The following is an 18,791-nucleotide window of genomic DNA, read 5'->3' as shown; positions in this document are numbered from 1 at the left end:
ATTGCACTTATAAGACTTGAACTAGTGTAACCTATAGGCTATAAATCTACGGGTAATTAGTACTACTCGGCTATGCTGTTACCAACTTTACACCTGTAGCCTATCAACGTGGTCATCTCCCACGACCCTTAAAAGATGTCTCATCTTGAGGCGAGTTTCGCACTTATATGCTTTCAGTGCTTATCTCTTCCAAACATAGCTACTCAGCGGTGCACCTGGCGGTACAACTGATACACCAGAGGTTTGTTCAATTCGGTCCTCTCGTACTAGAATCAAGCCCTCTCAAACATCTAACGCCCGCAATAGATAGAGACCGAACTGTCTCACGACGTTCTGAACCCAGCTCGCGTGCCACTTTAATGGGCGAACAGCCCAACCCTTGGGACCTTCTCCAGCCCCAGGATGTGACGAGCCGACATCGAGGTGCCGAACCTCCCCGTCGATGTGAGCTCTTGGGGGAGACTAGCCTGTTATCCCCGGAGTACCTTTTATCCTATGAGCGATGGCCCTTCCATACGGAACCACCGGATCACTATGTCCTGCTTTCGCACCTGATCGACTTGTAGGTCTCACAGTCAAGCACCCTTATGCCATTACACTCTACGCACGGTTACCAAGCGTGCTGAGGGTACCTTTGAAAGCCTCCGTTACTCTTTTGGAGGCGACCACCCCAGTCAAACTACCCACCACGCAATGTCCTTCCTAAAGGAAGTTAGGCTCCAAGTAAGTAAAGGGTGGTATTTCAACGTTGACTCCACAAACACTAGCGTGCCTGCTTCATAGTCTCCCACCTATCCTACACATTACTTACTCAAAGTCAATACGAAGTTATAGTAAAGGTTCACAGGGTCTTTTCGTCCCATTGCGGGTAATCGGCATCTTCACCGATACTACAATTTCACCGAGCTCGTGGCTGAGACAGTGCCCAGATCGTTACACCATTCGTGCAGGTCGGAACTTACCCGACAAGGAATTTCGCTACCTTAGGACCGTTATAGTTACGGCCGCCGTTTACTGGGGCTTCAGTCAAACGCTTCGCTTACGCTAACGCCCTTCCTTAACCTTCCAGCACCGGGCAGGTGTCAGACCCTATACAGCATCTTTCGATTTAGCAGAGTCCTGTGTTTTTGATAAACAGTCGCCTGGGCCTCTTCACTGCGGCCACCATTGCTGATGGCGTCTCTTCTTCCGAAGTTACGAGACTATTTTGCCTAGTTCCTTAGCCACGACTCACTCGAGCACCTTAGGATTCTCTCCTCGACTACCTGTGTCGGTTTTGGTACGGGTTGCTTCACTTCGGCTTTTCTTGGAAGCACTTTCCCTGCAGCAGCTTCGCCCGAAGGCTAGGCCTTGACTATTCCGTCAGTCTCCAGCAGGTACGGCACTCCGTCCCCTTTTTAGTGTGAGCAAGTATGGGAATATTAACCCATTGTCCATCCACTACCCCTTTCGGGTTCGCGTTAGGTCCCGACTAACCCTCAGCTGATTAGCATGGCTGAGGAAACCTTAGTCTTTCGGTGAGGGGGTTTCTCGCCCCCTTTATCGTTACTTATGCCTACATTTTCTTTTCTGTCCGCTCCACAATACCTCACGATACTGCTTCGGCGCAAACAGAATGCTCCCCTACCAGATGTACAATGTACAAATCCATAGCTTCGGTAATATGTTTATGCCCGATTATTATCCATGCCGGACCGCTCGACTAGTGAGCTGTTACGCACTCTTTAAATGAATGGCTGCTTCCAAGCCAACATCCTAGCTGTCAATGCAGTCCAACCGCGTTGCTTCAACTTAACATATATTTGGGGACCTTAGCTGTTGGTCTGGGTTCTTTCCCTCTCGGACATGGACCTTAGCACCCATGCCCTCACTGCTGATCAACATTTATTAGCATTCGGAGTTTGTCAGGAATTGGTAGGCGGTGAAACCCCCGCATCCAATCAGTAGCTCTACCTCTAATAAACTTATAATCAACGCTGCACCTAAATGCATTTCGGGGAGTACGAGCTATCTCCCAGTTTGATTGGCCTTTCACCCCTACCCACAGGTCATCCGAAGACTTTTCAACGTCAACCGGTTCGGTCCTCCACTCTGTGTTACCAGAGCTTCAACCTGCCCATGGGTAGATCACAAGGTTTCGCGTCTAATCCTACTAACTATCCGCCCTATTCAGACTCGCTTTCGCTCCGGCTCCGGACCTGAAGTCCTTAACCTCGCTAGTAAAATTAACTCGTAGGCTCATTATGCAAAAGGCACGCCGTCACCCAACTTGTGGGCTCCGACCGCTTGTAGGCGTACGGTTTCAGGTTCTATTTCACCCTTCTATTCGAAGTGCTTTTCACCTTTCCTTCACAGTACTTGTTCACTATCGGTCTTTCAGGAGTATTTAGCCTTGGAGGATGGTCCCCCCATATTCAGACAGGATTTCACGTGTCCCGCCCTACTCATTTATCATCTATATATACCTTTCGAATACCGGGCTATCACCGTCTATGGCCGCACTTTCCAGTACGTTCTTCTAAATATATAAAGACTTTTGGGCTAATCCGCTTTCGCTCGCCACTACTTACGGAATCTCTTCGATTTCTTTTCCTCCGGGTACTTAGATGTTTCAGTTCTCCGGGTTTGCTCCTCTTACGAGGTAATACATCTTCAATGTATTGGGTTGCCCCATTCGGACATCTGCGGATCAATTCGTGTGTGCCAATCCCCGCAGCTTTTCGCAGCTTACCACGTCCTTCGTCGCCTCTGAAAGCCTAGGCATCCGCCATACGCCCTTAACGATTTCTTTCCTATTTTTAGGTTACTCAAGCACTTATAAGTGCTCGGTTTTCTCTTTGTGATGTCTTTACCGTTAATGTCAATGATCTTTATTTCTTCTGTATTAATGTAAAACGTATTCATGTATCAATGACGGCTCTCGTCATGAGGTTTACATGCTTCTTTTTTACATATACAAACTGTGGAGAATAAGGGAGTCGAACCCTTGACCTCCTGCGTGCAAGGCAGGCGCTCTAGCCAGCTGAGCTAATTCCCCCTCTAGTAGACTTCAGATATCAGATCCTAGATCTCAGACTTAATGTCTCATGTCTTATATCTGATCTCTTCCCGTCTTATAATTAGTAGTCTCGGGCAGGCTCGAACTGCCGACCTCTACATTATCAGTGTAGCGCTCTAACCAGCTGAGCTACGAGACTGTCTTGTTAGACTTGCAGATTCAAGATCCCAGATATCAGACTTACATGGTCTTTCTTCTTCTATCTTTCCTCTTGTCTCTCTTCCCTTTTACTAATTTCTAGTGGGTGTTGTATTTTTTTATATATCAACCAAATAAAAAACTAAAGCTTCTCTTTAAGTAAGTACATGGTACACTTAAGTACCTTTATTTTGTTTAACGTTCTTCAACGCTCTAAAATGAGATGTTCCAGCCGCACCTTCCGGTACGGCTACCTTGTTACGACTTAGCCCTAGTTACCTGTTTTACCCTAGGCAGCTCCTGTTACGGTCACCGACTTCAGGTACCCCAGACTTCCATGGCTTGACGGGCGGTGTGTACAAGGCCCGGGAACGTATTCACCGCGCCATGGCTGATGCGCGATTACTAGCGATTCCAGCTTCATAGAGTCGAGTTGCAGACTCCAATCCGAACTGAGACCAGCTTTCGAGATTAGCATCCAGTCGCCTGGTAGCAGCCCTCTGTACTGGCCATTGTATTACGTGTGTGGCCCAAGGCGTAAGGGCCGTGATGATTTGACGTCATCCCCACCTTCCTCTCTACTTGCGTAGGCAGTCTCACTAGAGTCCCCAACTGAATGATGGCAACTAGTGACAGGGGTTGCGCTCGTTGCAGGACTTAACCTAACACCTCACGGCACGAGCTGACGACAACCATGCAGCACCTTGAAAAATGTCCGAAGAAAAGCCTATTTCTAAGCCTGTCATTTCCCATTTAAGCCTTGGTAAGGTTCCTCGCGTATCATCGAATTAAACCACATAATCCACCGCTTGTGCGGGCCCCCGTCAATTCCTTTGAGTTTCAAACTTGCGTTCGTACTCCCCAGGTGGCTAACTTATCACTTTCGCTTAGTCTCTGAATCCGAAAACCCAAAAACGAGTTAGCATCGTTTACGGCGTGGACTACCAGGGTATCTAATCCTGTTCGCTCCCCACGCTTTCGTCCATCAGCGTCAGTTAAGACATGGTAACCTGCCTTCGCAATTGGTGTTCTAAGTAATATCTATGCATTTCACCGCTACACTACTTATTCCAGCTACCTCTACCTTACTCAAGACCCGCAGTATCAATGGCAGTTTCATAGTTAAGCTATGAGATTTCACCACTGACTTACGAGTCCGCCTACGGACCCTTTAAACCCAATAAATCCGGATAACGCTTGCACCCTCCGTATTACCGCGGCTGCTGGCACGGAGTTAGCCGGTGCTTATTCGTATAGTACCTTCAGCTACCCTCACGAGGGTAGGTTTATCCCTATACAAAAGAAGTTTACAACCCATAGGGCCGTCATCCTTCACGCGGGATGGCTGGATCAGGCTCTCACCCATTGTCCAATATTCCTCACTGCTGCCTCCCGTAGGAGTCTGGTCCGTGTCTCAGTACCAGTGTGGGGGATCACCCTCTCAGGCCCCCTAAAGATCATTGACTTGGTGAGCCGTTACCTCACCAACTATCTAATCTTGCGCGTGCCCATCTCTATCCACCGGAGTTTTTAATATCTAATGATGCCATCAAATATATTATGGGGTATTAATCTTCCTTTCGAAAGGCTATCCCCCTGATAAAGGTAGGTTGCACACGTGTTCCGCACCCGTGCGCCGCTCTCTAGATCCCGAAAGATCTATACCGCTCGGCTTGCATGTGTTAGGCCTCCCGCTAGCGTTCATCCTGAGCCAGGATCAAACTCTCCATTGTATGTTTGTCTGACTCACTCAAAGTTTTGACGCTTTAGTTTTTCCTTACTTGGTTGTTATATTGTATTTCAATGATCTCTTTTCTTCCGCTTTTCTCTAAAGCTTTTTCTCTGTCGTTATTGCTTTAGATTTGCGAGTGCAAAAGTAATTAATGTTTCTGAACTGACCAAATGTTTTTGAAGAAAATTTTAAAGTTTTTTCTGTAACCTTAATCCCTCTCTAACACTTATCTCAATTTTACTCCGCGCTCCCTTAATTGGGACTGCAAAGATACAAACTTTTCTCAATTTTCAAAATAAATTATTATTTATTTTTTTTAAATCTTTCGTTTATAATTACTCTCTTCTGCGCTACCTACTATCTCTCGTTTTCAGTGGGGCAAAAGTACACCTTATTCATCACATAATCCAAATCATTTTATACTTAAATTAAGCATTGTGGAAAAACAAATGCTTAAACAGCTGGTATCAAATGATTTAAAACAAAAACATAGTTATCCACAATATGAAATAAGATTTCAACTATAATCCTGGGATGGAATTTTCTGGCTGTAAAGATCAAAAACTCAATGAAAATAACAAGTGAATAAATATACTATGAAAAGAAAGGTATAAATTTCAGTTGCTATAATTAATGAACAATGATCCTTGTTATAATCAAAAAAACAGTTGAACAAATATGCTATATCTTATAAAAGGTCTGACATTCTAGCCCCGATAGTAACGGTTACCCCGCAGTAAGGAAGGGATCTGAAAGAAAGCAAGGAACGAGGAGTATGAGTGGATAGCGGGATTTGCTCCAAAGAAAAATTAAAAAAACAGCTTAATCTGTCATTTCAGTTGTATGATCAAAAAAAACGCTTGACAAGCATCTTATATATATAGTATCCTAGTAAGCATCCGACAACATCGGCTACTATATCTAAAGTTTCCATGGATCTTCCCAATCCCATTTCCTCCTGAAGGATCTCTGTAAGGAAGGCATATATAAGGATGATCTGAAAAAAATACGAAAACTTAATTTTAGGAAACGCAGCAATAAAGCAAAATCCAAGCATTGCAAAAATGCTGACGTGTAAAACTTTATCGATCCCATTGAACATAAACCAATATTCATGGTTCTCTTCTCCGGGCTTGAGAAGCATATAAGTAAGAAATGCCCAATAAATGGGCAATATCTTACTAAATATTTTTGAAATCCTATCCAATGATAGCCTGATATTCTTCTGCAGTAAGTAATCCAGACTGATCAGCACCATCAGCGATCTCTAATTTAATGATCCATCCGTCACCATAAGGATCCGTATTCAACAACTCCGGCTGAGCTTCCAGCTCTGAATTGAATTCCGTAACTTTTCCTGCGATAGGCAAGAATAGATCAGAAACAGTTTTTACAGCTTCAACACTTCCAAAAACAGCTCCATTATCAAGATCATCATCAACTGTATCGATATCAACATATACGATGTCACCCAACTCTCCCTGAGCAAAATCTGTAATACCAATAGTAGCTACGTTTCCTTCAATCTTGATCCACTCGTGATCTTTAGTGTACTTTAATTCCGATGGTGTGTTCATTTTTTGATTTTTATTATTCTACAAATTTATTCAAAATTATATAAGGTTCAAAAAAAGTATGTTTGTTTATTTGAAATGTTTTTTTACTAATTAAAAATAATAAAACTATAATGTATCAGCAAGCTATAAACTCAATTAAAATCTACTCATTATTTACTAAACAAAAGGGTCTTTCAAAATAAAAGCATCACCTATTTAATAAAAAATCATCCCTTTAGTAAAGGGATGATTTTAACGTAATTTATTTGTTATTCTATTTAAAAGCCTCCGGAGTCCCCAAATGTAAATGTCGCAGACAATCCTGCTCTAACTGTAGATAGCGGAAACGCTGTAGAGATTTTATATTTAGAAGTCATCTGTTCGTAGAAAACTCTTAGATTTAAGTTCTCAGAAACGTTGTAATCCGCAGATAGCTTTATGTTCATCAATCTCTGTCCTCCAGTAATCTGAGAATCATCCAATAGGATATTGGTAATACTGGTTCTGCTATCTCTTAATGAGAAGTCTCCCCTGATATTAAGATCACTTCCCTTTCCTTTACCTCTCTTTCTGGTATCATTGACTCCCAATCGGAAATTACGAATAATATACCCCAACCGAACGACATATTCTGTATTGGCATCTTCCGTAAGGGTTTGGTTTACCAATCCTAATAATAGCATTCTATTCCTATTATATTGGATACCGAACTGCATGTTGTTTCTCATCGTTACGTCAACCCCGATCAGTGGAGAGAACGACTCAACATATCCTACCTGAGAGAAAGTAAATGGATTGATATAGTTATTATTGACATCTAATAGACTACCACCTGTTGAAATTGCATTGAAATAATCAATACTTGACTGTATTCCTGTCGCAGTATAGGTAGCATTATAACTATGTAAAATATCAAACTTAGAGAATTGCCCATTGATGATTGGTACATTTCTTAAACCAGAATAAGTAACTTTCCAGTTTGGTATAGGCAAGCCCGCTTTTTTGGCGTCGCCAATTCCTTTAGGTGATTTTCCTTCAACAGCTGCCCTGAACGCAGGAATTAAAACATAAGCATTCGCAATACCATACCCTGCAGTAAATCCATCATTTCCTATAGTAGAGATATCCCCTATTTGCTGAGAAATGGCTCTGGCATTCTGTCTGATCGATTGATATACCGCTGCACCATCTTTGAAAGAAGTTTTTAAAAGTATTACTGAATTAGAATAGGTAATCAGATCATTTGCAAAAGTATAATCATGATTAGCCCTACCAAGATTCAGTCTATTATTGAACCCTGATTGAGAAAAATTCCTATTATAATTATGTAATACACTTACATCTACTCTCAGGTCATTCATTGGTACAACCTGCAAGTTAGCCCTTAGTTCTCTTGTTGACATTCTTACATAAGGGTCTGTCATATATTCAGAATCACTAATCCAGCCATTTTCCAAAACTGTTCTTCGTATATCAGCCTGTGAGCCCAATAAAAAGCCAATAGTAGGTCCACCCAATGTCTGCCCATATCCATACCAATTTGGCGCGGAAAGTAAACCTGGCAACACCGTTCCGTTATTTTCTGAATAATTCACATCTAGCTGTTTGAACGATGTAAGCATAAATGCTGCACTCTGTAAAACAGTCAGCTTGTTTTTAAATTTATAGTTTTTAAACTTATATCTTTTCTTTTCCCATTGTTGTGTGTATACATTATTTAGTGAGTCAATTTCCTGTTTACGTTTTGAAAGCTTGGTCGCTATATTCTTAAAATATTTGAACTGTCCGAAGAATTTTGGAAAATCAGCTGTCGCAGTAGCCTGAATAACATTTGTATTTTGACCAATAGATCCTAAACTTCCTTGTGGATTGTACAATAAAGCTGTAGATCTGGCATTCCAGTTATAAGTAAATCCATAGCCCAACTCTGCATCAATAAAATCAAGATATGGTAAATATTGGAAAGGAAGTTTGTAATTCAATTGTACCCTGTGGTTATACAAGACGGGTCTTCCCGATCTGAATACATTTCCAAAAATGGAAGAATTATCCATTGTGTTTACATCTACATTATCATTCAATGTTCTTGTTGCAGAGTTGATTTCCAGTTTTAAGGATTTAGTAAAATTAAACCCTAAACCATATTGCCATCCAAAATAAAAGTTTCTGTTTCTTATGGCCTGAGACTCATCATTGAAGTTACCATTGATTATAGCATCTACACTTCTGAATTCAAGTTCATTATAATTCCTGTCAATTTCCGTTCTGAAAGAGAATCTTGTAGGTATAGGATTTAAATTAAACTCTTTGACCCATCTCAGGTATTTAGTAGACTTAGCCGTATCACTGATCATTTTATTGAACGGCTTAATAACCCAAGGTTTAAAAGTATAATTATAATCTATATACCCTCGGAGATACTGCCTGTAGTTTTTCTTTGTATAAATGTCCCTGAAGAAATCATCATTATAAACAGCCGTAACGGATAGGTTTTCTACATCATAGAACTTAGGCTTTTTATTAGGATTGACCCTTTCTTTATGCATATTAACAACTCCCAAACTTCTCTGTTGAGTATATGTTCTCGCCACTTTTTTCAATTGCTCTCTATTTGCCGCCTTTTTAAACTCAACGTCTGTATCTAAAGGATTATACTTTGGATCTTCGATGGTTTGTGAGTAGGAATAATTAACCGGAATTTTAACCCCGGTTTTTTCAGGTAGAAATTTATCTAGGTTTACCGCCGTATTAATACTGAATGCTGATTGTGTAGACTGATTTCTTTCTGCCGGTTTAGAATCGATATTCCCGAATCCAACAGATGTGTAAGATGCACTTGTATTAACAACTGCAAAATCGCCAAGGTTAAAGTTTAAACTTGCATTTCCAGCATATCCTCCCTGATTATCTATTTCTGAAAGTCGAATTTCATTTACCCATAATATTCTATCAATAGGTCCTCCAGGCGCATCTCTATCAATCCCATTTCTAATACCGATAACTATAGTTGTAATATTACCTAAGCTTGGTCGTCCTTTAATATAAATATTCTTTAAATTGTCGGCCTCACCAAAAACCGCATCCCTAATTCTTTTTGAGATATTATTTGGAGAACTCTTGTCCCTCCTTATTTTAGCATCTACAAAGTTTTGAATTTCTAAATTAACTTCATTCTCCATTGGCCAAATTTCCATTGGCGTAGTTGCTGTTTTAGGTGTTATTTTTAAGGAAGCTTCGTACTCATAATAATTATCTGCTGCATCACTTCCAAAACGAATAAAAAATTTAGTTTTAGGATCCATGCCCTCTTCTCTTCTTAAAGGATCTTCGGCATGCACAAAAAGTTTTAATTTCTTATATCTTCTCATGTCCAAGGTTGTATTTTTAAATACTCCCCTTGATTCACTTTTTGGTAGCTGATTTGCCCTTAAATATAAAGAACTTTCATTTTGTCTTTGTACTCCTGCATTACCACTAAGAATTTGCCTATCTATTCCTGGAGGCAAAACATAAGGAGGTTGATTTAAAGCATTTTCCTCAATATTTACACTTCCAATTTCTAAATTTTGCGGATCAGGGACATTCACTGTTCCTTCTTCTGTTATTGGATTCGTATCGCCATCAGCTATTGACACTGCAGTATTTTTAGGATATTTTCTCCAGTCTGATCTTACTAAATCAAAGGTTCCAAATCTCAGTGTGGAAGTCTTATCAAATCCGGTCAATAACATTCTTGCAAATCGTACATTATTTAAAACTCCCGGATCATGATCCCCAGCATCCATTACATATGAAGAAACAGGAATTCTGAATAAATACCATTTTACAGGTGCAGTTTGTCCATTTTGAAACTGTGCCTGAACAGTTTTCATATCAACAATATTATTTTGTCCTAAAACTAAACTTTGCTGGTCCAGTTTAATCTGGTATTCGTTATAGTTTTCACTTTGATCCAGGTTATAATCTTTATTAATATCTTCAGCATCAGGAGTCTGAGATGCTACCTCGAGTGAATTGCTTTGTGAGTTTCCTTCTGGTCCTCTGAAATATTTGTATCTCTGAACCAAAGATGAAGCCTGCGTTCCTGTAAATTTTGCTGATAGATAAAACACAAAATCATCTACTGCAGGGTCAGCAAGGTTTGTCACCGGATTGGTGAATGTGTTTCCGAACCTCATGGCTTCCTGATCCGAAGTCAAACCATCATATCCGGCATCCTGCGCTGTTCTCTCTTGTCCTTCACTTGAAAAGGCATAAAGGATAGGTGGTTGCTTTGGCTGAATTCCCCAGTTTGAGCTTGTTGTTACAGAAGGTGTGGATGGTGTCGGTAATCCATTTTCATATTGCATATACCCATCCTTTAAAATATCTTCAGACACATTACCTAAATGAAGTAGTAACTTTGGATCCACACCCAGGGTGTTTCCGTCAGCATACGGATCCATCATCCAGAATTCTACATATTCGATATTAGAGTTTACAAAATTGGATACACTGATAGGTCTCATCATCCCCGACCATCTTTGCTGAGTAGTTTCATTATTAGGATTTACATTATAAGGCCCTTTTTCTGCTGGATAATAAGAGATATCCATAGTATTTAAAAAGGTCTGTTCACCAGCTACAAAATCCCTGTTATTGTAGATCTCTGAGTATTGTACTCGTCTAGAAGCATGATTAGATACGGACTGAGGTGTAATTCCTGCGGGAGCCCTTCCTCCAATTCCCCAAAATCTCGGATCAATTGTATACCAGGATAAGAGTCCTCTTCCATATCCATTAGTAATGTCATTACCTGCCCCTGCTCCCTGAAATACTCCTCCTGATTTTTCGGGTTTTGAGGCTAAACTCCACGCAGCTGGTTCTTTTAATGATATTTTGGATGTTGTCTGCTCAAAATCATCAATATAAGACTGATCATTTGTCCCCTTATTCAATCCAGGAAGCAAATAAGCACCTTCCATTTTAAAGTTTAAATTAGATGGAGCTTCAGTCTTTACCATCGGAATTTTATTGGTCAATCTTGTCAGGAATGGAACCTGATTGTTGTACATCAAATTGATGCCGGCCATAGTGTTATTTACTGCCTCTTGTCCATAATTTACCTTTTGAGTGAGCGGAGACTCAGAATAATTGACAACAGTTGCTCCTAAGATAAAATTCTCATTAAATCTTCTTTCTAAATTTAATCCTAAAAATCTTTTTCTCTGCGTATTGAAAGTTAACTGGTTTTCCAGTGAGATGTTAATTGCCTGACCAGATTGTTTTACATTCTCATTTATAATTGTAACCGTTCCCAGCATATAATCTACGGTATAATCAATCCCTTCCGTTAACTGTACTCCATTCGCAGAAACTTTTACGGAACCTTGTGGCACATTGACAGCTCCCAAAGAAATTCCCTGTCCTGCAGTTCCTTTGTAACGTCCCTCTAAGGTGTATCGTTTAGGAACATAGGTTGCAAATTGTTTTTGCTGGTTATAAATATCTGTTTGCACATAGGTAGGATCACTACTTCCAAGTACATTGCTCATATAGCTTCCGAACGGCTGTGTTTTCGTAAAGATGATCTTTCCTGTTTCCGGCCTTATGGTTATTCCATTGACAAAATCAAAAAGGCCGTCACCTGTTCCTCCACCACTATTATTTTGTATATCGCCGTTCATATTCAAACGGTCCCAGTTTAAGAGTTTCAATAAATTAGTGTCTTTAACACTTGTGTTAGGAAGATAATTAACCTTACCTCCTGTCTGGGCATCTCTATAAAGAACATTCAATATAAATCCATCCTGGCTTATCTGTCCTGCGTCTAAAGCATAAATATTCTTCATCATCAGAGGCCACATCGGAGACGAAACATCAATTTTCGTTGATCTCAGGACTTTTGTAATCAGTACAGGACTTTCTTCAGAAAATTCCCCAACTTTATATACTTTATTTGTTCCATCCGTATATGAATAAGATACCGCTAAAATCTGATTATCATTCAATTTTTGATTTAGCGAGATATATCCTAGCTGTGGCTGTAATGTATATTCACTGGCATTTAGCCTTCTCGCTTTTTTATTAAAAATATAATGAACATTATTATTATAAGTCTCTGTACCTCCGGTTGCAACAGGCAGTGATTGTCCCTGTATCAGGTCTGCATAGTTTACACCTGCATCACGTGGTATAGGTCCCATTGTGGTGGAAACTGTCTGGTAAAGATTATTATTAGGGTTGTCTGGTAGTGATCCACCCATATCTCCCAGGTCCCTGATACCAACAATGCTCTTTTGAGCCGCCAGATTACTGTTGCCCTGATCTAAAACATATACTTCAAGCCTTGTAATATTAACTCTGGAGTTGATCTGCGGATAATTAGCCAAGGCATTATCATAATTATCCAGGAAATAATGACTTAAAAAGAAGTGCTGATTATCTTCATAATCAATTGCGTCTATTTTAAAGGTGTTTACAGCACCCCCACCCTGTACAACTATATTTCTTGCTTCTCCCTGCTGTTGAGATAAGACTACTGTTCCAAAAGTTTTCCCTAATTGAAACTCAGTCTTCACCCCGAATAACGATTGGGAGCCCCTGATTAAACTGGTAGAAAGCGGCATATTTACATTACCAAATTCCACCCTTTTAATGATCCTGTCTTCTGAACCTGCTCCGGGTGAATTCACATCTCCAAGCCCTTTAGTCTGCAGGTCTTTCCAGCTTCCTTTAGACTGCCAGACTAAATTCATCCTGTTTTCAAATGCAAAACCACTTTGAGTATCATAGTTGGCCTTGAGCTGCAAATTTTCTCCTACTTTACCCAGTAAACCGAGCTGAATTCTCTGATTGATATCAAAGGTAAAACTGGTTCTGTTTTGCGGTAAGATTAAAGGGTTATCAATCTTTTGATACAATCCTGCAAAGTCAAAGGAAGCAAATCCTGTAGGGATAATTTCTATTTTATTGCTTCCGAAAATTGTTTCAAAAAGTTTATTTCGGATAGTTAATGCCGGAATTAATCCTCTTCTCTGTGCATCGCTTTTATCTTTTCTGAAGAGTAGATTATATTTATCCGATTTATCTTTGTAATAAGCCTTGGTCTGGCTTGCCATCATGAATTCCTTATATTCCTGAGGCGACATTGCAGTCGGCGGTCCGGTTACTGTATTTCCTATTTTCGGATATACATAATACATTCCGGTTTTTATATCGTAAAAGGCTTCAAATTGAGTAGGATCAGCCAGTTCATAGTCCTTCTTTATAATTGCAGTGTCACGTCTTACCTGTGCAAAGGTAGTTACTGACATACATAAGAACGACAGGAACAAAAATATATTGAGATACTTATTATTTGCCACCAAATGTTAAAGGTTTTTTAAAATTTGTTTTACCAATTCTTCTACCGAAATGCTTGGATTTTGTTTCATCATGCGGTCGGCGATTTTTTCGCTCATCCGTTTAGGAATTCCTAAAACTTCTAATGCAGATAACGATTCTTCCTTGATTTTATTATTCACCTGTGTAGAAATATTTTCCTCAAGACCATTGAATTTTTGGACTTTATCTTTCAAATCCACAATGATTCTTTCTGCTGTTTTAGCGCCAATACCCTTGGCTTTTTGAATGAGGGCACTGTTTCTCGAAAGTATAGCTGTGGCAATCTCATCAAGGCTTAAAGTAGATAGTAAAATAAGTGCTGAAACCGCTCCTACACCATTAACACTTATTAACAAATTAAACATCTCTTTTTCTAAACGACTGTTAAAGCCAAACAACAAATGAGCATCTTCACGAATGATTTGCTGAATGAATAAAAAAGTCTCTTTATTAAGAGTAAGAGTTTGCGAGGTCATTAAACTAATACCTGTATAATAACCAACTCCATTAACGTTGATTACAGCATAAGTTGGCGTAAGTTCTTGAACAATGCCTTGTAAAGAAAATATCATTATTAATTTTTAAAACTCCCAAATATAGTAATTTAAACTAATTAATGTTTTCATTTCACGCACGAATGATTTTTAACTTAATTTTTGAGGTGATACTCAACCATTTGGTTGAAAAACAAAAAACTCCAAAATTTGGAGTTTTTAAATATTTAAATCGAAGATTTTTTTTAAAGATATTATTTTTTAGCTTCTCTTCTCTGGGCATCAAGAACCGCCACTGTTGCAAGATTTACAATTTCATCTACACTTGAACGCATTTGTAAAACATGCACAGGTTGTTTTAATCCCATAAGAATAGGTCCAATCACTTGGGCAACTTTCATCCCTCTGATAATTTTATAAGATAAATTAGCACTTTCAAGATTAGGGAATATAAATGTATTTGCCGGAGTTTCTCCTAATTTTGAAAATGGATAATCACTAAGGTGATCCGCATTCATAGCAAAATCAGGTTGAATTTCACCATCTACAATCATTTTAGGATACTTTTCATGTAAAATACTTACTGCTTTTGCAACTTTTTTAGAAGTTTCAGAGATCGCAGCAAAATTCTCGAATCCGAGCATTGCAATTCTTGGTTCAATAGCAAAAGATTTAATAGTAATCTCCGCCATTCTTGCAATATTTACAAGATCTTCCGAAGTAGGATTATTATTAATAGATGTATCAGCAAAGAAAATCGGTTTCTTTTCAGAAAGGATCATCATCATTGCTGCCACTTTATCTACTCCTTTTTCTTTTTCAATAATCTCTAAAACAGGACGTAAAACGGATGCATAATTTTTAGAAAAACCTACAATCAGCGCATCTGTATCGCCATGCTTCAACATTAAAGGACCAAAGTAATCCCTTTGACGCACAAACCTTTTAGCCTTGTATTCATTCATTCCTTTTCTTTGACGAAGTTTCCAAAGCGTTTCTCTATATTTTTTCCTGTTTTCTTCCTGATCATCATCATTCGGATCAATAATCGGTACATCCAGATTAATTCCGTAACGTTCCATTTGCTCCTTGATGTATTTCTTTTCGCCCAACAAACTTGGATAAGCAATTCCTTCTTCATAAAGAATCTGAGCCGCCTTCAATACGTTGTATTCTTCTGCATTTCCTAAGGTCACCCTTTTTGGATTGGATTTCGCACGGCTTTGCATCATCCTTACCAATTTTTCATCTCTTCCCATTCTATCAAGAAGCTGATGTTCATACTCTTCAAAATCAGAAATAACTCTACCAGCAACTCCACTTTCGATAGCTGCTTTTGCCACAGCACTGGAAACCCTGGTAATTAACCTGTTATCAAATGGTTTTGGAATAAAATACTCTCTACCGAATTGAAGGTTTTGAAGATTATAAGCCAAAATAACAGCTTCAGGAACTGGTTCTTTTGCCAAATCTGCAATTGCATGAACAGCTGCAAGCTTCATTTCTTCATTAATTCCTTTCGCCTGTACATCAAGTGCACCACGGAAGATGTAAGGAAAACCAAGTACGTTATTAACCTGATTAGGAAAATCACTTCTACCAGTTGCCATAATTACATCCTTACGTGTTTCAATAGCAATGTCATAAGCAATCTCCGGATCAGGATTTGCCAATGCAAAAACAATAGGATTTTCATTCATACTGTTGAGCATTTCCGGGGTCATTACATTTCCTTTAGATAACCCGACAAAGACATCAGATCCTTTTACAGCATCTTCCAAACTCTCAATATCCGTCTGAGCGATAAAATCTAGTTTTTCAGGAGTCAGGTTTTCTCTCTTATGATTGATAACTCCCTTACTGTCGCACATTAAAACATTTTCTTTCCTGAGGCCTAATGAAATATACAGTTTGGTGCAAGCAATAGCCGCAGCACCGGCACCATTTACCACCATTTTTACGTCCTCAATATCCTTATTGGCAATCTGTAAAGAATTAATCAGTGCAGCAGCAGAGATAATAGCCGTCCCATGTTGGTCATCATGCATCAACGGAATATCCAATTCCTCCTTTAATCTCTGTTCAATATAGAATGCTTCAGGAGCTTTTATATCTTCAAGGTTAATTCCTCCAAAAGTTGGAGCAATCCCTTTTACAATCTGAATAAATTTATCAGGATCTTTCTCATTGATCTCAATATCAAAAACATTGATATCAGCAAAAATTTTAAATAACAGCCCTTTTCCTTCCATTACAGGCTTCGATGCTTCCGGTCCAATGTCACCTAATCCTAAAACAGCTGTACCATTAGAAATTACAGCTACAAGATTACCTTTTCCGGTATAATCATAAACAGTCTCCGGCTTTTCGTGAATCTCCATACAAGGAACAGCCACTCCAGGAGAATATGCCAAAGACAAATCTCTTTGAGAAGAGTGGGGTTTGGAAGGGATCACCTCGATCTTCCCTTTGGGTTCAGCTTTGTGGTAATCTAATGCGGCTTGATTAAAGTTCTTTTCGTCGCGATGGATTTTATTTGACATAGAGTGTATTTTTTTATAGTATATATTTAATATGGTAATTTACTAAACTTTCAATCGGTTTTTGTACAATATTACCAATGTTTAAATTAAGTTCTGCAGCTGCAGAGCGAAGAATATCTTCATAATAATAAGCAATAGATCCGATAAAGTTAATTTCGGCATCCTTGGATTCTTCATAAGGAAGAACCTGGTATTCAAAGAAATTTCTCATCTCCTCGAAAACCATTTTTTGAAAGTATGGGTGATCCTTCCGTTCTACAACGAATTTATTGAAATTAGCCAAATAAGCATTTGGCCTTGAGGTATGGTACATATTCTTTAATGCCTCCTCAATTGTTAACTGATAGATTTCCTCAAATTCTACATGTAGGTCCTGAGGAAGTTTCTGCATGAAAAAGCGACGTACCAATTGTTTACCAATAGCACTTCCACTACCTTCATCACCAATAAGAAATCCCAGAGACGGTAACTTTATTTTTAGATTTTCCCCGTCAAAATAACAAGAATTGGATCCCGTTCCCAGAATGCAAACAATAGCAGGCTTCCCAGTATAAGCGGCATACGCAGCAGCCATCAGATCTTCTTTTGCTAAAACATCAGCTTTAGTAAAAAATTTACCTAATTCTCTTTCGATAGTCGCACAGTTTTCAGGGATACCACATCCTGAACCATAGAAAAAAACCTTTGTTATTGAGTTTTTAACAGCACTAAGGTTGATGTTTTTTTCAATTTCGGGTACAATAAGTTCTGCGGCAATATTATTGGGATTAAAACCAATAGTCTCCGTCTTCATAAAGACCTTTTTAAAGTCATCTAAAATTACCCAATCACATTTGGTAGAACCGCCATCAACAATAGCAACCATATATTACATTTTAGTTTAAGGATGCTAAATTATGAATTTTATCTCTAAATAGCTTCACAAAGAAGCCACAACGTGACTGGTATAACTAATGTTTTATATCATCTTTTTTTTCATTGAACTGTATCAGCCAGTCCTGAATTTCATCTTCCAGATAAGAAGCCTGTAACATCATCGCATTGATAAAATCATCTGGCACCTGTTCACCCTTGGAATTTTCAAGATTCCAAAGCTCATCAGACATATTTTCATATTCAGAATATACTCTCCTGAAACGGGAATTTTCCTTCTCAAGAGCTTCAATATTTTTCTGTTGGAGCTGGAATTTTCTGTATTTGTTTTGACTTTTCATACAAATATTGTTATAAATTGGGTTATAAATTTGTGGAGAATGCTTTCAATCGGGCATTACAAGATAGAAAAAACCATCAACACAACTGGCTGAAAATGAATTTATTATCAGGTACTTTTTATTTACTTCTGAAATTAAATTTAGAACTATTTTTGATTTAAAAAAAATATTTAACATCTTTTTTTACTGTTTAACATATAGTTATAAATTTGCACATCAGATAAATTCGATGAGAGAATTAATACTACGTCAGAAACAAATATTGTTCTTCATAATAGCAGGAGGACTCAGTGCTATTATGGAGATAGGAAGTTTTAAGATCTTCAGCACATATCTTCCTCAATTTTTGCATTCGGAAACCAATTTTCATGGAATCCATTATCCATTGAGTAATATTTTTTCTACCTGTTGCGGAATTATCAGCAATTATTTTTTAAGCATCTGGTTTGTTTTTGAAAGAGGAAAGCATTCAAAAAGAAAAGAATTTGCCTATTTTATGATTATCTCTTTTATTTCAACACTACTCAGCCTTAGTTTCTTTCAAATATTTTACAGCTTTATATTTAAAGATAATATCAATTTAATTTTTTATACCTTGAGTCCAGAAATTCTGAGTAAGATCGCTGCGATTTTATTGGTTTCAATTCTTAATTATTCTGTCAAGAAGAAAGTAATTTTTAATGGTTAGTTT

8 protein-coding genes, 2 tRNA genes and 2 rRNA genes are annotated in these 18,791 nt (G+C 38.6%); 1 reads left to right on the top strand and 11 read right to left on the bottom strand.

Features of this window, described 5'->3' with window-relative positions; translation table 11 throughout:
- Positions 1-36 precede the first annotated feature (36 nt).
- The 11 genes from MTQ00_RS19105 to MTQ00_RS19055 form a co-directional block, all read right to left on the bottom strand.
- Positions 37-2,791 (bottom strand): 23S ribosomal RNA (locus tag MTQ00_RS19105).
- A 172-nt stretch (positions 2,792-2,963) separates the two neighbouring features.
- Positions 2,964-3,037, bottom strand: a tRNA-Ala gene (locus MTQ00_RS19100).
- Between the two features lie 86 nt (positions 3,038-3,123).
- Positions 3,124-3,197 (bottom strand) — tRNA-Ile (locus MTQ00_RS19095).
- A gap of 215 nt (positions 3,198-3,412) precedes the next feature.
- Positions 3,413-4,929: ribosomal RNA gene (locus MTQ00_RS19090) — 16S ribosomal RNA — on the bottom strand.
- Together the 16S and 23S rRNA genes with 2 tRNA genes alongside form the textbook arrangement of a ribosomal RNA operon.
- A gap of 846 nt (positions 4,930-5,775) precedes the next feature.
- Positions 5,776-6,186, bottom strand: a complete 411-nt coding sequence (locus tag MTQ00_RS19085) for a VanZ family protein (protein WP_373428031.1) — start codon at positions 6,184-6,186, stop codon at positions 5,776-5,778.
- Positions 6,128-6,505, bottom strand: a complete 378-nt coding sequence (gcvH, locus tag MTQ00_RS19080) for a glycine cleavage system protein GcvH (protein WP_273650657.1) — start codon at positions 6,503-6,505, stop codon at positions 6,128-6,130. The genes MTQ00_RS19085 and gcvH overlap by 59 nt, the downstream gene beginning before the upstream one ends.
- A 257-nt stretch (positions 6,506-6,762) precedes the next feature.
- Positions 6,763-13,779, bottom strand: a complete 7,017-nt coding sequence (sov, locus tag MTQ00_RS19075) for a T9SS outer membrane translocon Sov/SprA (RefSeq protein ID WP_273650656.1) — start codon at positions 13,777-13,779, stop codon at positions 6,763-6,765.
- 57 nt (positions 13,780-13,836) lie between these two features.
- Positions 13,837-14,421, bottom strand: coding sequence for a Holliday junction branch migration protein RuvA (gene ruvA, locus MTQ00_RS19070; RefSeq protein ID WP_172284202.1), 585 nt, complete (start codon positions 14,419-14,421; stop codon positions 13,837-13,839).
- Between the two features lie 176 nt (positions 14,422-14,597).
- Positions 14,598-16,886, bottom strand: a complete 2,289-nt coding sequence (locus MTQ00_RS19065; protein ID WP_273650655.1) for an NADP-dependent malic enzyme — start codon at positions 16,884-16,886, stop codon at positions 14,598-14,600.
- A gap of 13 nt (positions 16,887-16,899) precedes the next feature.
- Entirely contained in the window at positions 16,900-17,751 is an 852-nt protein-coding gene (locus tag MTQ00_RS19060) for a BadF/BadG/BcrA/BcrD ATPase family protein (RefSeq protein WP_172284206.1), read from the bottom strand.
- Positions 17,752-17,836: 85 nt separating this feature from the next.
- Positions 17,837-18,100 (bottom strand): hypothetical protein, encoded by a 264-nt coding sequence (locus tag MTQ00_RS19055; RefSeq protein WP_172284208.1) that lies wholly within the window; start codon positions 18,098-18,100, stop codon positions 17,837-17,839.
- A gap of 229 nt (positions 18,101-18,329) precedes the next feature.
- Between MTQ00_RS19055 and MTQ00_RS19050 the strand changes: the two genes are divergently transcribed.
- On the top strand, positions 18,330-18,788 hold the full coding sequence (locus MTQ00_RS19050) for a GtrA family protein (RefSeq protein WP_273650654.1): 459 nt from the start codon (positions 18,330-18,332) through the stop codon (positions 18,786-18,788).
- The last annotated feature ends 3 nt before the right edge of the window (positions 18,789-18,791 follow it).

Source organism: Chryseobacterium sp. B21-037 (genome assembly GCF_028570785.1).
GTDB classification, from domain to species: Bacteria; Bacteroidota; Bacteroidia; order Flavobacteriales; family Weeksellaceae; genus Chryseobacterium; species Chryseobacterium proteolyticum.
Note: the sequence above shows the minus strand (reverse complement) of the source record. Positions and strands in the feature narration are given on the sequence as shown.